Below are 13,383 nucleotides of genomic sequence, written 5' to 3'. Positions count from 1 at the left end.
GATCAACACGGCCAGCATTACTGACCGTCCGTTCGGTAATATGTCTACAGTACATGAATGAGGCCTGCCGCACACTAGCTGCGGCGGCACTGACCCGCCGGAACCCCTGGATTTCCGGCCACAGAGGAGACGTTATGACGCCCGAGCCCCGCAGTACCGAGCTGTGGAAGATCACCCTCGGCGAGCTCGACGTAAAGATGGGCGTGAAGATCGTTGAGGAATCGGTTGAACGGGTTGTGGCGACCATGCCGGTGGAGGGCAACCGGCAGTCCTTCGGGCTGCTGCACGGCGGCGCCTCGCTGGCCGTCGGGGAAGCGGTGGGCTCCTGGGCCGCGGTCATCCATGCCAGCACCCTGGGCAAGACCGCCGTCGGGGTTGACGTCTCCGCCACCCACCACAAGTCCGCCCGCGGGGGACTCATCACGATCACCGCGACCCCGATCCACCTCGGCGGCACCGTGACCACCCACGAGGTGCTGATCACCAACGCCGCCGGCGAACGGCTCTGCACCCTGCGGATCACCAACCTGCTGCTGGACCGCAAGGGCTGAGTGCAGGTCCAGGGGAGGCCTGCCCGCCGGGGCGAGACCGCCGAGTTCGCCCCAGAGCTGCGGAGTCGCCGTAAAGTTCCGGCGACCCCCGCCCCGGCGCTCCCCGCGAATCCCGGCGAATCCCGGCGTGCCCCGGGCCAGCAAAGTTCCGACCGGCTGCATCCAAACGCGGGCCCCTGCCGGTAGTAACGGGTGTAAGCAAATCACCGCCCGGATCCGGGCACTCAATGAGGAGTTTGAAATGCGCAAATCCGTTTATGCTGCCGGGGCCCTGTCCATGCTGGCGGCGCTCACTTTCGCCGCCCCGGCCCAGGCCGGCGGGAATCACGACGGCGGCAATCACCACGGCGACGATGCCCTCCTTTCCGTCCTGCACGGCGTACCCGGCCTCACCGTGGATGTGTGGGTGGACGGCGAGCTCACCCTGGACGACTTCGAGCCCGGCACCCTCGCGGGCCCGTTGGAGCTCGACGGCGGCAGCTACAAAATCGCCATCACGGCCTCCGATGCCACCAGCGCCGACGACGCGGTGATCGGCCCGGTCAAGGTCCATCTCAAGGAGGGCCGGAACTACACCGCCGTGGCGCACCTGGATGCCTCCGGGGATCCCACTGCCACCCTGTTCAAGAACAACATCAAGGCCAGCCCTGAGGGCGAGGGCAAGCTGACGGTCCGGCACGTGGCGGCGGCGCCCGCCGTCGACGTCCTTGCCGGCGACACCCCGGTCATCGAGAACCTGGAGAACCCCGAGCAGGAGGTGCTGACGCTGGAGGCCGGCACGGTATCCGCCTCGGTTGCGGCCGCCGGCACCACCGAGCCCCTGATCGGCCCGGCGGATATTCCGGTCACGGAGGGCCAGAACACGATTGTGTACGCGTGGGGCAGCCTGGAGGACGGCACCCTCGACGTTGCGGTCCAGGTGGTCGACTCCAAACCGCGTGGCCACGACCGTCATGGCCGCTGAGCCGTCGGCCCGGTCCTGAATAGAATGCCTGCCCAGCAGCGCATCCGGCCCGGGATGCGCTGCTGGTCAGGCCTACACCCATCCCGCCCGTTGCTGTAGGGCCAATGGACCCGGAAGGCCCCGGACCCGGACTGTTAGCTTGGAAGTGCTGATTCACCCGACACTGCCGGGTAAAACCGGTTCCACCGGAAGGGATCCACCATGCTCTCAGACACCTCACTTCCCGTCATCAAGGCAACGCTGCCCGTCGTCGGCGAACACATCGAGGAGATCGCCAAGCGCTTCTACCAACACATGTTCGAGGCGCGGCCGGACCTCCTGGACGGGCTTTTCAACCGGGGAAACCAGGCGGACGGCCGCCAGCAGCAGGCACTCGCCGGTTCCATCGCGGCGTTCGCCGGGCTGCTCGTGGACAACGTGGACCAGGTCCCGGACCACCTTCTGTCACGGGTCGCCCACAAGCACGTCTCGCTGGGGCTGAGGCCGGACCAGTACCAGATCGTCCATGACCATCTCATGTGGGCGATCGTGGACGTGCTGGGGGATGCCGTCACACCCGAGGTCGCCGCAGCCTGGGACGAGGTCTACTGGCTGATGGCGCACATGCTCATCAACAAGGAACGCGGGCTGTACAATGCGGTGCACCTCACCCCTGACACGATCTGGCGGACCTGGCGGGTGGCCCAGCGGATCCAGGAGACGGCCGACGTCGTCAGGTTCGTCGTGGAGCGGGTTGATGAGCGCGAGGTCAAGCCCTCCCTGCCGGGGCAGTACGTCACCATCAAGATGGTTATGCACGACGGCGTCCACCAGCCCAGGCAATACAGCCTGACGAAGGCCGACGACGGGCAGCACCGCCAGTTCGCGGTGAAGCGGGTCCACGGACTCGGCACTCCCGACGGCGAGATGTCCACGCTGCTGCACAACGAGGTGCAGGTGGGCGACGAGGTGGTGCTCTCCGCACCCTTCGGCGACGTGGTGCTGGAGTACACCGACCGGCCCCTGGTGCTGGCCAGCGCGGGGATCGGGATCACGCCGATGGCCGGCATGCTCTCGCACCTCGTCAAGTCAGGGATGCAGCGGCAGGTGATACTGCTGCACGCCGATGACAGCGAGGAGTCCTTCCCGCTGCGGGGGCAGGTCAGGGAGGATCTGGCGGCCCTGCCGGACGGGACGCTGAAGACGTGGTTCCTGAATCCCAGCGTGGGAGGGACGGCGTCCGGATCAGAGTTCTCCGGCTTTATGGACGTCGGAGCGGTGGAGCTCCCCGACGACGCTGAGTATTACCTCTGCGGCCCCCTGCCGTTCCTGAAGTCCGTCCGGAGCGCGCTGGTGGCCGGCGGGGTGCCGGCGAAGGACATCCAATACGAGGTGTTCGGCCCGGACCTGTGGCTCGCTGACTTCCAGTAGCGGCAGCTAGCTGACGGCCCGGCGCCGTGTGGCGGCCAGCAGGACTCCGCCCAGGAGGATCGCGCCGCCGGCAAGTCCCGCCGTCGGGAGTACCGGACCGGCGCCGGTGTCCGGCAGCTGAGCGGAGGCGGCCGGGAGAACCGGCTGCTGGCTCGCGCCGGCCGGAAGCACCGTGATCCCGGTCGCCGCCGGATTCGCCGGGGCTGCCGGTACCGCCGGCGCTACGGGCTCGGCCGGGGCAACGGGTGCAACGACAGGGACGTCAATGGAGAAGTTCCGCGTGACGGAAGGGCTGTCCGCCTTGCCGGGGGATGTTTGGACGGCGCGGATGGTGAATCGGCCGGGTTCGGCTCCATCGATGGGAATGGTCCACTGGCCGTCGTCCGCGACGACTGCGGTCCCGCTGATGTCGCCCGTAAGTTTCACCGTGAGCCCGGGGGTTCCGGTGCCATCGAGGCGCGTGACGGTGTTCAGCGCCGCGCCCTCGGCGGGTGAGATGATCACCGGTGCGGCCAGGTCTGAGACCTCGACCACCAGGGAAACGCCCCCGGAGCTGCTGAATCCGTTCACCGTCTCCGCCGTGAACCTCAGTGGGCCGTTGCTCTCGGGGGCGGGGAAAGCCCAGTTTCCGTTGGCGTCGACCGGCACGTCCACCGTTTGCTTGTCAGTCTTGTCAAAAGTGAGGCGGACTTTCGAGCCGGCGGCCACGGCCGACGCCGGAGCGGCCGGGACCCGGCCCGTGATGCGTTGGCCCGCCAGGACGGTCAGGTCCTCCGGCGCCACGAGCTCGGGCTTGTTCAGAAACAGCTGGAGCTGAACGGCGGTCGGGATCTTGGTGAGGGCGTCCTCGAGGGTGGTGGCGATGGCGAAGTTATCCCCGGCCGTCTCGCCGGCCGAATGGGAACCGACGGCAAAGTTGCCGCTGATCCAGGGCCCACCGGAGTCGCCCCCGCGGGACTGGACGTTCTTGGACAGGAAGCCTCGGAAAGCGCGCAGGTCCGCGGCTGCGGGGGTTCGTCCGCCCACCACATAGATGCCGGTCTCCTCCACCTGGCCGCAGGACCAACCATCGGTCCGCCCGGAGCGGCACACTTCCTGGCCCTGGAACGGGGCAACCATGCCGATGATTTTCACCGCGGTGGCGCCCGGGTTCGCCGCGTCGGCCCAGGTGCTCGCGGCCGGCTGCAGGGCGATTCCGCCGTCGAGCCCGTCAATGACGGCGATGTCCGTGCCCACGTTCCCGGGGTCTCCCGGATCGCCCGGTTCCCATTGGGGGTCCAGAACCGGCGAGTTATTGAGTCCGCCGAACTGGCTGAAGCCGAAGCTGCCGAGCGGCGCGAGCGTGCGGGGCAGGGGTGACGATCCGCCTGCCGTGGCGGAGGTCGGCGGCTCCAGTTCGGCGATCCGTGCCGTGCCGTCCTCGGCGCAGTGCCCGGCCGTCAGCACGACCGGAAGTCCCGCTGCATTGAACGCGCCAAATCCCGTCGAGCAGATGGTCCGCCGGTCAACGGCGAAGCCCTCCCCGCCAAAGACGTCCGCTTCGGTGGTGACCGGGGACCCCTGCTCCAGCTCGACGTTGGCGTACCGGCCCACGAAGTCAGCCGGGGAGGTCTTCCCGGGCGCCGTGGATGCGGGCTCGGGGGCGGGGGTTGCTTGCTGGTCCGGGGCCTGGGTCAAGCCGGCTTCGGCTGTGTTTGTCCCGCCGGTGCGGATTATGAAGTTCTCCCCGGCGTAGGCCACGGCCTGCAGTCCGGCCGGCCCCACCTCGCGGACGTAGGCCTGGAACAACTGCTCGGTGCTGGTCGCGAGCAGCTCAGCAGCCGAGGGTGCCGCGGCGGGAGCCGCATAGGGTGCAGTGGCCGGAGGCGTCGAAGGCTCAACGGCCGGAGTAATGGAGGCGTCAGCTGCCGGCAGCACGAGGACGAACACTGCCGCGCCTCCGGACCCGTTCAGTTCATCTACCCGGGCCTGAAGCTCGGCACCGCTGCCTTCGATGAGGATTTGGCCGTCCTGGAGGCGAATCCCCAGGTAACCGGGGAGCTCTTGCAGGGACGGGAGGGCGTCGGCGGCGGTCCTGCCCAGCTGGCCCGCAGCGTTGAACTCCGCAAGCGTCATGCCCAGGTCCCGCCGCACGGCTTCCGCGAGTCCGGTGTCGCTGATTGCCGGGGGCGCCACTTCGGGACCCACTGCCGGTGCTGTCACGGGAACTCCCGCCCCATTAGCCCCCGCGCCACCCGCCGTCGTCGACTGAACCGGAGCCGTGGTGGCAGCCGGAACCGCCAGCGAAGCTGCAGAAACGGGCTCCGGTCCCCCGGCTTCGGCCAACGCAGGAACGGCGTGGAACGAGCCCGCGAGCGCGAGGGCCGCAGCCGCCACCGCCCGCACTGTCAGGTGATACTTCCGTGTCTTCACCCGGTTACTCTAACGCCCCATTTTGGCCAGAATGGCAGTCGCCTCCGGGTCCGTGACCCCATTGTGGCGCAGGAACTCCCCGGTCTTCACCTGACGCACAAACCTCAGCAGGCTCTCCACCCGCGTTTCAAGCAGCGGCGCGAGAACCTCCTCGGGCAGATACCGCTCATGCGGATGCGGGACAACCGACACGCGATGGTGTTCGTTGATGCCCCGCACAGCCCGCTCGTAGCCCCCGGCAATGGCGTCCTCACCCTCCCCGGCGAGGTCCTGGAGCATGGCCGCGATCATACCGCTGCGGTCCCGGCCGGCCGAGCAGTGGATCACGACGCCGCCGCGCGCCTCCGCGACAGCCTTGAACACCCCGGCGAGCTTCTCCGGGAAGATCCGGGCATTGTCCGCGTATCTCGCCGGATCGTTCAGGTAGGGAACGCAAAGCCCGCGGAACTCGATGTTGCCGGGGTCCTCAGTGGGTGCGTGCACGATGTCGAACGCCGCCAGGATCTCGGCGCTCACCCGCGGATCGGTCTCGCGGCGGCGGATCTCGTCCGGGTTGCGGAGATCAATCACCGTCCGGATGCCGCCGTCGTGCGCCTGCCGCCAGCCCGCGTCGGTGAGCCACTCGCGGCGTCCCATCCGGAACACACTGCCTCCGACGTGCCAGGCGTTCACCGCCCCGTCCCAGTCCATGGCCCCGGGCAGCGTCCGCCCTGTGGCTGGGCCACCGGGCGCGGCAGGATTCGTCATCTTGACAGCTAAGCACAGGTGTCGCCGCCAATCCACGGGCAGGATTCACGAAATGTTTCCACAACGGGTGCATTGGCATGGTGCGGGGGTCAGGCTTCCGCGTAGGGTGGCGTTGATCCCGGTAGCCGCCGGGCTCTTTTCAGCTCGCCGGCCGCCGGAACTGACACCTCATCACGGCAGGGGACGCTGAACCAGCGTGATACTGAGGGGAACACCATGGGAACTCTGAATCTTCGACGCCGGCGAACGGCGTTGGCTGCCGGTCTCGCCACCCTGGCCATGGCGGCCGGCCTCGCGGCGGTCCCGGCCCAGGCCGGGGACAAAACCAAATACATCGCACTCGGAGACTCCTACGCCGCCGGGCAGGGAGCGGGACCGTACCAGGATGACATTTGTTACCGCAGCGAGAACACCTATTCCGAACTCGCGGCTGACGTCAAAGCCATCAAGCTGATCCGCAACGCGGCCTGCAGCGGCAAGACGACCCAGGACGTCGTGAACATGCAGCTGCGCCAGCTGAACAAGAGCACGGAGCTGGTGACCATCACGGCCGGCGGCAATAACCTCAAGGTCGGGGATATCTTCATCGCCTGCGGCGCGGCCATGGTCGACCCCACGGCCGCTCCGGCGTGTGACGCTGCCAGCGACTTCGCTGTGGGCGAGATCTCCAGCCAGAAACTGGCCGGCGACGTGATCGCAATGATTCAGACCGTCCAGGCCGCCGCGCCCAACGCCGAGATTGTGGTGACCGGCTACCCGTACCTCTACGATCCGGTCCCCTTGAATCCGGCCGATCCGATGTCCGTGTTCATCTACAAGGCCACTCTGCTGGTTGACGGGCTGAACGGGTCCATTGCCGCCGCTGCAGGGGCCACCGGAGCACAGTACGTCGACGTCCGGGCCGACTTCTCCGGCCACGGCATCAACTCGTTGGACCCTTGGATCAACCTCGACCTTGCCAACCTGGGCAGCCCCGACAACTTCCACCCGAACGCTGAGGGCTACAAAGCGTACTACGAAGCGATGAGCAGGGCCGGGGCGTATTCGGCCCGCTAGCGCCGCTTCATGCCGCTTAGCCCGGCTTTGGGTCGCTCAGTCCGGGTTGCTGCCGCTGCCGTGCGCGGACGCCGCGTTCCAGGTGGAGCCGATCTCCACCCGGGGCGTGGCGGCGTCGATGTTCATGTACGTGGTCATGCCGATCACCGGGCCCGGCCCTCCGGTGGCGGGGTCAATCAGCCGTGTGGTGAAGGGCAGCATCGACCCTTGCGCCTGAAGCGCGAGCCGCCGTCCAATTTCGGCGGCCATCTGCTCCGGGGCGGGCACACTGGTGTACCAGAGGTGCCACAGTCCGCCGTCGCGGAAGCGATCACGGGCAAGTGTGCACTGTCCGGGCCCTGGTCCATTGCCATTGCGGGCGTGCTGGTTAGGCTGGATCCATGATCACAGTTACCGGCACCGTCCAGTCCGTCCTTGAGCCCGGCAGGGCCTTCGACTACTTGTCAGCGTTCGAGCACACCCCGGAATGGGATCCCGGAACCCCTGTGGTGGACAAGCTCTCCGCGGGGCCGGTGGCCGTCGGGCACCGGTACCACGCCGAAGCCGAGTTCCGGGGCAAGCGCCAGTCGCTGACCTACGAGGTGATCGAACTGACGGCAAACCGCATCACGCTGCGGGGCGAGAACAAGTCGCTCATCTCCGTGGACACCATCCAGGTGTCTCCGTCCGGAACGGGCTCCAAGGTGGATTACACGGCGGAGTTCCAGCTCAGGGGCTGGCTCAAGGCCGCCGAGCCGTTTATCCGGCCGGCGTTCAACTCCCTCGCCGGCCCCGCCATGGACGGAATGAAAAAGACCCTCGACTCCCAGGCATCGCTGTAGCGGCGCTGTGTTGAACAGGAGAAAACCATGACATCTCAGAATCCGGATCCCCTGGAGAACAAGCTCACCGGTCTCGAACCGGGCGGCGGCGTGCCGCCCGGTGAAACACCACCGGCGGAGGGGACCTCGGTGGGACCGCAGGGGCCGCGGATCCCCGAGGACCGGGGCTTCGCCCAGTACATATGGATCATCATGATCGCCGTGGTGGTGCTTCTGGTGATGCTCTTCTTTGTCGGATCCATCGTCGGGATCCTCAACTAACGTCCCTGGAACCTAGGCGGTCCAGTCGAAGAAGCCCTTGCCGGACTTGCGCCCGAGTTCGCCGCGGGCCACCTTGTCACGCAGGATCTGCGGCGGGGCGAAGCGCTCGCCGAGGGTGGAGGCGAGGTATTCGGCAATCCCGAGGCGGACATCCAGTCCCACAATGTCGGTGGTCCGCAGGGGTCCGGTGGGGTGCTTGTAGCCCAGGACCATGGCGTTGTCGATGTCCTCCGCGGACGCCACGCCCTCTTCCACCATGCGCATCGCCTCGAGGGCAATCGCGACGCCCAGCCGTGAGGACGCGAAGCCGGGGGCGTCATTGACGACGACGGCGGTCTTGCCCAGCGCCTCGACCCAGCCGCGGGCCGCCTGGGCCAGCTGCTCCGAGGTGTGCTCGCCGAGGACGACCTCGATCAGGGTGGACGCCGGCACCGGGTTGAAGAAGTGCAGGCCCAGGAAGTTCTGCGGGCGCGCCAGCTCGCGGGCCAGCGCGTCGACGGAGATGGAAGAGGTGTTGGAAGCGAGGTAGGCGTCCTCGGCCAGCCGTTCCTCGATCCCCCGCAGCGAGGTAACCTTCAGGTCCCAGTCCTCGGGGACGGCCTCGATGACCAGCTGGCGGTCCTTGAAATCGTCGTAGTCCACGGTGACCGCGAGCCGCGAGACCATCTCGTCCAGGTTGCCGTCCGTGGCGCCGCGCTCAATGCTTTTGGCTGCCGCCGATTCCACCCGCTCACGGGCAGCTTCTGCCGACGCCTCGTCGCGCTCGACGACGAGGACGTTGGCACCGTTGACCAGAAAGGCGTGCGCGATGCCGGCGCCCATCCGGCCGCCGCCCAGGACCCCGACGGTGGCGGGAAGGTTCGCGGGAAGTACGGAGTTGCTCATCTTCAGTTCTTCTTCCGGTCTGGATCCTGCTCGGACTTCTTGGCTGACTTCTTTTCAGACTTTCGATCGAGGAAAGCCTGCATGCGGTCGAACTTGGCCTGGGATTCAAAGAGGATTCCCTGGGCCAGCTGGTCGATCAGGGGGTGCGCCTCGGCAGGCGCGTGGAACACCGACTTGGTGATCCTGACCGCGAGGGGATCCTGGCCGGCAATCCTGTCGGCCAGGGCGTGGGCCGCCGCCATCAGCTCGGGTGCCTCGTGGATCTCGGTGATGAGGTTCACGGCGAGGGCCCGGTCGGCGCGCAGCACGGTGCCGGCCAGCAGGATTTCCTTGGCCACCGGCTCCCCCACGAGCTCCTTCAGCCGCCAGCTCGCACCAGCCGCGGCGAGGATGCCCAGGCCGGTTTCCGGGTTGCCGATCCGAACCGACGGTGTGCCGATCCGGAAGTCCGCGGCGTATGCGAGTTCGGCGCCGCCGCCCAGGCAGAAACCGTCCAGGGCCGCGATGACGGGCATCGGCAGCTTGGCGATCCGCACAAAAATGGTGGAGTTGATGCCCTGCAGGGCATCGTCGCGGCGGCGTTCGCGCAACTGGCCGATATCCGCCCCGGAGGCGAAGACCCCCTCCGTGCCGGCGATGATGAGCACCTTCGGGGTCTGCTCCAGCGCGGCGCAGACGGCGTGCAGTTCGTCGACCATCTGCTGGTCAATCGCGTTGCGGACCTCGGGCCGGTTGAGGAGCACCACCAGCCGGTCCCCGCGCTCCTCGATCAGCAGCGTGCGGAAATCCTGCGGGTCCAGACCCGTCGCGGCGGCCGCCACTACACCCGCTCCAGCAGCATCGCGGTGCCCTGGCCCACACCGATGCACATGGTGGCGAGGCCGATCCGGGCATCCTCGCGCTCCATCCGGCCCAGCAGGGTGATCGCGAGCCGTGAGCCGGACGAACCCAGCGGGTGCCCCAGGGAGATCGCGCCGCCGTCGCGGTTCACGATCCCGGGGTCCAGGCCGAGCCGGCGCATGGTCGCGAGCGACTGGGTGGCAAAGGCTTCATTGAGTTCGACAGCGCCGATGTCGCCGACGCTGAGACCGGTCCGCGCGAGCACCTTCCGGGTGGCCGGGACGGGGCCGATGCCCATGATTTCGGGTTCACAGCCGGCGGAGGCGCCGTCGATGATCCGGGCGCGCGGCGTGAGGCCGAGCCGTTCGATGGCGGATTCGGAGGCAACGATGATGGCGGAGGCGCCGTCGTTGAGGGTGGAGGAGTTTCCGGCCGTGACCACCGAGCCGCCGGCGACGACGGGGCGGAGGGCTGCGAGGACGTCCATGGTGGTGCCGGCGCGCGGGCCCTCATCGGTGTCGACGACGGTTTCACCCTTGCGGGTCTTGACCGTGACCGGGACGATTTCGTCGGCGAAGCGGCCGGCGGCAATGGCCGCGAGGGAGAGTTCGTGGGAGCGGACGGCGAACGCGTCGGCGTCCTCGCGGGTGATGCCGTCCACGCGGGCGACCTCCTCGGCCGTTTCCGGCATGGAGTAGGTCATCTTCCCGCCGCGGGAAAGCTCGCCCTTCTGGAACAGCGGGTTCACGAAGCGCCAGCCGATGGAGGTGTCGAAGATCTGCCCCGGCTTCGCGAAGGCGGTCTGCGGCTTCTCCTGGACCCAGGGGGCGCGGCTCATGGATTCGACGCCGCCGGCGATGACGATGTCCGCGGCCCCGGACTTGATCATGTGGCTGGCCATGATGATGGCGCTCAGACCGGAGGAACAGAGCCGGTTCACGGTGATGCCGGGGATGTGCAGCGGGAGGCCTGCCAGGACGGTGGCCATCCGGGCGACGTTGCGGTTTTCCTCGCCGGCGCCGTTGGCGTTGCCGAGGATGACCTCGTCGATGCTGTCGGGGTCCAGCCCGGCCCGGGCCACAGCCTCGCGGACCACCAGTGCCGCCAGGTCATCGGGGCGGACCGCGGAGAGTGCCCCGCCGTAACGGCCCACCGCAGTGCGGGCGCCGCCTACGAGAAATGCCTGTGGTCCTGCTGCTGCTGATGCCATGGGTACACCCTTCACGCGATAAACGTCTCTGTCATCTCCACCGGCGGCGGCGTCCACCTTCGACCCGCTGGCGCGCCAATTTACTGACCGTTCGTTCTATAAAGATTACACGGCACGGCAAGGGGGTCAATCAACGCCCTGCGGATTACGCGAGGACGACGCCGAGATGGCTCGCCATGAGCGGGGCCAGCAGGCCGAGCTGGTAGTCGTCGATCACGAGGCCGGCGAGACTTTCCAGTCCGCTGATGGCACGGACGTCGGTGCCGCGGATGTCAAAGTCCTTGAGCCTGGCGCCGGCGACGTCGAGGGTGCCGATGGTGCAGTTCTTCAGCGCCACCCGGGTCGCCGCGCAGGAACCCAGATCCAGTTCGCTGATGATGCAGTCACTGATCTGCACGTCTGTGAGCCTGGACCCGCGGAGGTTCAGGTAGTCGAGCTTGCCGCCGTCGATCCTGACGGACTGCCAGCTGCTTTCGTAGAGTTCCGCGGAACCCCAGCGGGGGTTGCCGATCTCGACGTCGCGCAGGGTGCTCCGGGCCGCCATGAGCACGGGGGCGTACATCTCGGCCAGGATGCAGTCACGGAAGGTGGCGCCGCGCAGTTGGGTCTCATTGAAGGACACGCCCTGGAAGTCGCACTCGGCAAAGTCGGCGCCGGCAAGTTCCAGCCCGTCGGCCGAGGCCCTGCTGTACCGGACGCCGTCGTACCTCTCCCCGGTCCGGAAGTCCGGGGCGAGGTCGTCCCGAAGCTCCGCCAGCCGGACGGGGGTGAGCCGCGGTGCGGTGACCTTCGGCGCCTTGACCTTCGGCGTCTGGGACGCTGTGCCCCGCGCCACTAGAGCGCCTCGGCTTTGGCTGCGATTTCTGCCAGGTCCCTGGCGAGGGCCTTGCGGGTGATGCGCATGCCCAATTTTCCGAAGAGTGCCATCGCCAGCTTGTTCATCCGGGAGGGATTCCGGAGCTCGGCGCCGAAGGTCAGTGTCAGGTCCGTGCCGCCGTCGCGGTCGGCCAGCGTGAAGCGTGAGGTGTGGTCCGCTCCGCCCTGCAGCGCTTTCACCGTGGTGCCCCGGGGCGGGTCCGCCTGCGACACCCACATTTCCACGGTTTCCGACCTGCCCATCATGGTCCGGGTTTCTTTCCAGCGCGTCCCCTCGCCAAAGGGGCCGTCGCTGAGCATCTGGATCGCATCGATGCCGGAGAGCGTTGCGGCCGAACCGGGCACGTCGGAAATGACCGCCCAGACCTTGTCCGCCGGGGCGTTGACATGCCGGGTCAGGCTGATTTTGTGGTCCATGGCATCGAGCCTAGCCCTGCTCCGCCGCTGATTTCATCCGGCCGGTACCGGACACCCACTTGATTTAGTAAGCATGCTTTGTGTTATGGTGAGGGGACGTTGAATTTCCACCGGAAACGAAAGGTGTTGGCACCATGGGTATCGGAGACAAGATTCAGAACGAAGCAGCGCACCTCGGCGGCAAGGCCAAGGAAGCTACTGGCAACGCCACGAACAACGACGAACTGCGCGCCGAGGGCCAGAAGGACCAGGTAGTCGCAGACGCCAAGAAGGTCGGCGAGAACGTCAAGGACACCTTCAAGAAGGATTAGTCCTCACGAAGCGCGGCGGCGGACATTCCTTGGGGGATGCCTGCCGCCGCTTTTTTTGTGCCCGGGGGTTGGTGCTTTGGGATGGGGTTCTTGGTTCCGTCGGCCGCCGATTCGCCACGAATGGCCGCTAAACCACCCCGGATAGCCGGCCCGGCCCCGCCCATTCGCCACGAATGGCCGCTAAACCACCCCGGATAGCGGCCATCCTCGTCATACAGGCGCAGAATTGGCGAGGCCAAGGCCCGACGGGAAGCCCGCAGCCGCCCATTCGCCACGAATGGCCGCTAAACCAACCCGGCAGCCGGCCCGGCCCCGCCCATTCACCACGAATGGCCGCTAAACCACCCCGGACAGCGGCCATCCTCGTCATACAGGCGCAGAATTGGCGAGGCCAAGGCCCGACGGGAAGCCCCGCCCCCGCCCATTCACCACGAATGGCCGCTAAACCACCCCGGCAGCCGGCCCGGCCCCGCCCATTCACCACGAATGGCCGCTAAACCACCCCGGCAGCCGGCCCGGCCCCGCCCATTCACCACGAATGGCCGCTAAACCACCCCGGATAGCGGCCATCCTCGTCATACAGGCGCAGAATTGGCGAGGCCAAGGCCCGACGGGAAGCCCC

At 67.6% G+C, this 13,383-nt stretch carries 14 protein-coding genes and 1 pseudogene; 7 read left to right on the top strand and 8 right to left on the bottom strand.

Annotated features, from left to right (window positions below; all coding sequences use genetic code 11):
- Positions 1-134: 134 nt before the first annotated feature.
- The 3 genes from ACZYX4_RS08130 (at position 135) to ACZYX4_RS08120 (ending at position 2,925) form a co-directional block, all read left to right on the top strand.
- Complete coding sequence (locus tag ACZYX4_RS08130; protein WP_463875012.1) at positions 135-551, top strand: PaaI family thioesterase; 417 nt, start codon at positions 135-137, stop codon at positions 549-551.
- Between the two features lie 241 nt (positions 552-792).
- Positions 793-1,515 (top strand): DUF4397 domain-containing protein, encoded by a 723-nt coding sequence (locus tag ACZYX4_RS08125; protein ID WP_463875011.1) that lies wholly within the window; start codon positions 793-795, stop codon positions 1,513-1,515.
- 201 nt (positions 1,516-1,716) lie between these two features.
- Complete coding sequence (locus tag ACZYX4_RS08120; protein WP_463875010.1) at positions 1,717-2,925, top strand: globin domain-containing protein; 1,209 nt, start codon at positions 1,717-1,719, stop codon at positions 2,923-2,925.
- Between the two features lie 6 nt (positions 2,926-2,931).
- Here the strand turns inward: ACZYX4_RS08120 and ACZYX4_RS08115 are convergent, their stop codons facing one another.
- Both ACZYX4_RS08115 and ACZYX4_RS08110 read right to left on the bottom strand, forming a co-directional pair.
- Positions 2,932-5,127, bottom strand: a complete 2,196-nt coding sequence (locus ACZYX4_RS08115; RefSeq protein WP_463875008.1) for a S1 family peptidase — start codon at positions 5,125-5,127, stop codon at positions 2,932-2,934.
- 219 nt (positions 5,128-5,346) lie between these two features.
- Positions 5,347-6,027, bottom strand: coding sequence for a tyrosine-protein phosphatase (locus tag ACZYX4_RS08110; protein ID WP_463875077.1), 681 nt, complete (start codon positions 6,025-6,027; stop codon positions 5,347-5,349).
- Between the two features lie 273 nt (positions 6,028-6,300).
- Between ACZYX4_RS08110 and ACZYX4_RS08105 the strand changes: the two genes are divergently transcribed.
- The gene (locus ACZYX4_RS08105; RefSeq protein WP_463875007.1) at positions 6,301-7,140 is read left to right on the top strand and encodes an SGNH/GDSL hydrolase family protein; all 840 of its coding nucleotides are present in this window, start codon (positions 6,301-6,303) and stop codon (positions 7,138-7,140) included.
- 39 nt (positions 7,141-7,179) lie between these two features.
- Here the strand turns inward: ACZYX4_RS08105 and ACZYX4_RS08100 are convergent.
- Positions 7,180-7,443: pseudogene (locus ACZYX4_RS08100) on the bottom strand (GNAT family N-acetyltransferase); the annotation flags it as partial.
- A gap of 77 nt (positions 7,444-7,520) precedes the next feature.
- Here ACZYX4_RS08100 and ACZYX4_RS08095 point away from each other — a divergent pair.
- Positions 7,521-7,961: an SRPBCC family protein gene (locus ACZYX4_RS08095; protein ID WP_463875006.1), complete on the top strand. Its 441-nt coding sequence runs from the start codon at positions 7,521-7,523 to the stop codon at positions 7,959-7,961.
- A gap of 27 nt (positions 7,962-7,988) precedes the next feature.
- Positions 7,989-8,222, top strand: coding sequence for a DUF6480 family protein (locus tag ACZYX4_RS08090; protein ID WP_463875005.1), 234 nt, complete (start codon positions 7,989-7,991; stop codon positions 8,220-8,222).
- Positions 8,223-8,234: 12 nt separating this feature from the next.
- Here the strand turns inward: ACZYX4_RS08090 and ACZYX4_RS08085 are convergent, their stop codons facing one another.
- From ACZYX4_RS08085 to ACZYX4_RS08065, 5 genes are all read right to left on the bottom strand, one after another.
- Positions 8,235-9,107, bottom strand: coding sequence for a 3-hydroxyacyl-CoA dehydrogenase family protein (locus tag ACZYX4_RS08085; protein ID WP_463875004.1), 873 nt, complete (start codon positions 9,105-9,107; stop codon positions 8,235-8,237).
- Between the two features lie 2 nt (positions 9,108-9,109).
- Positions 9,110-9,928: an enoyl-CoA hydratase/isomerase family protein gene (locus ACZYX4_RS08080; RefSeq protein WP_463875003.1), complete on the bottom strand. Its 819-nt coding sequence runs from the start codon at positions 9,926-9,928 to the stop codon at positions 9,110-9,112.
- A complete protein-coding gene (locus tag ACZYX4_RS08075) occupies positions 9,928-11,157 on the bottom strand; it encodes a thiolase family protein (protein ID WP_463875001.1) in 1,230 nt (409 codons plus the stop codon). Before ACZYX4_RS08075 ends, ACZYX4_RS08080 begins: the two co-directional genes overlap by 1 nt.
- A gap of 145 nt (positions 11,158-11,302) precedes the next feature.
- Positions 11,303-11,992, bottom strand: coding sequence for a pentapeptide repeat-containing protein (locus ACZYX4_RS08070; protein ID WP_463875000.1), 690 nt, complete (start codon positions 11,990-11,992; stop codon positions 11,303-11,305).
- Positions 11,992-12,450 (bottom strand): SRPBCC family protein, encoded by a 459-nt coding sequence (locus ACZYX4_RS08065; protein WP_463874999.1) that lies wholly within the window; start codon positions 12,448-12,450, stop codon positions 11,992-11,994. Before ACZYX4_RS08065 ends, ACZYX4_RS08070 begins: the two co-directional genes overlap by 1 nt.
- Positions 12,451-12,584: 134 nt before the next feature.
- On the opposite strand from ACZYX4_RS08065, the gene ACZYX4_RS08060 reads away from it, so the two are divergent.
- Positions 12,585-12,761: a CsbD family protein gene (locus tag ACZYX4_RS08060; RefSeq protein WP_463874998.1), complete on the top strand. Its 177-nt coding sequence runs from the start codon at positions 12,585-12,587 to the stop codon at positions 12,759-12,761.
- Positions 12,762-13,383: the final 622 nt, after the last annotated feature.

The sequence above is a fragment of the Pseudarthrobacter leeuwenhoeki genome (genome assembly GCF_055412885.1).
Note: the sequence above shows the minus strand (reverse complement) of the source record. Positions and strands in the feature narration are given on the sequence as shown.

Coding starts and splice junctions, on each gene's coding strand:
- ACZYX4_RS08130 (WP_463875012.1), top strand. CDS start 135: ATGACGCCCGAGCCCCGCAGTACCGAGCTGTGGAAGATCACCCTCGGC.
- ACZYX4_RS08125 (WP_463875011.1), top strand. CDS start 793: ATGCGCAAATCCGTTTATGCTGCCGGGGCCCTGTCCATGCTGGCGGCG.
- ACZYX4_RS08120 (WP_463875010.1), top strand. CDS start 1,717: ATGCTCTCAGACACCTCACTTCCCGTCATCAAGGCAACGCTGCCCGTC.
- ACZYX4_RS08110 (WP_463875077.1), bottom strand. CDS start 6,027: ATGGACTGGGACGGGGCGGTGAACGCCTGGCACGTCGGAGGCAGTGTG.
- ACZYX4_RS08105 (WP_463875007.1), top strand. CDS start 6,301: ATGGGAACTCTGAATCTTCGACGCCGGCGAACGGCGTTGGCTGCCGGT.
- ACZYX4_RS08095 (WP_463875006.1), top strand. CDS start 7,521: ATGATCACAGTTACCGGCACCGTCCAGTCCGTCCTTGAGCCCGGCAGG.
- ACZYX4_RS08090 (WP_463875005.1), top strand. CDS start 7,989: ATGACATCTCAGAATCCGGATCCCCTGGAGAACAAGCTCACCGGTCTC.
- ACZYX4_RS08085 (WP_463875004.1), bottom strand. CDS start 9,107: ATGAGCAACTCCGTACTTCCCGCGAACCTTCCCGCCACCGTCGGGGTC.
- ACZYX4_RS08075 (WP_463875001.1), bottom strand. CDS start 11,157: ATGGCATCAGCAGCAGCAGGACCACAGGCATTTCTCGTAGGCGGCGCC.
- ACZYX4_RS08065 (WP_463874999.1), bottom strand. CDS start 12,450: ATGGACCACAAAATCAGCCTGACCCGGCATGTCAACGCCCCGGCGGAC.
- ACZYX4_RS08060 (WP_463874998.1), top strand. CDS start 12,585: ATGGGTATCGGAGACAAGATTCAGAACGAAGCAGCGCACCTCGGCGGC.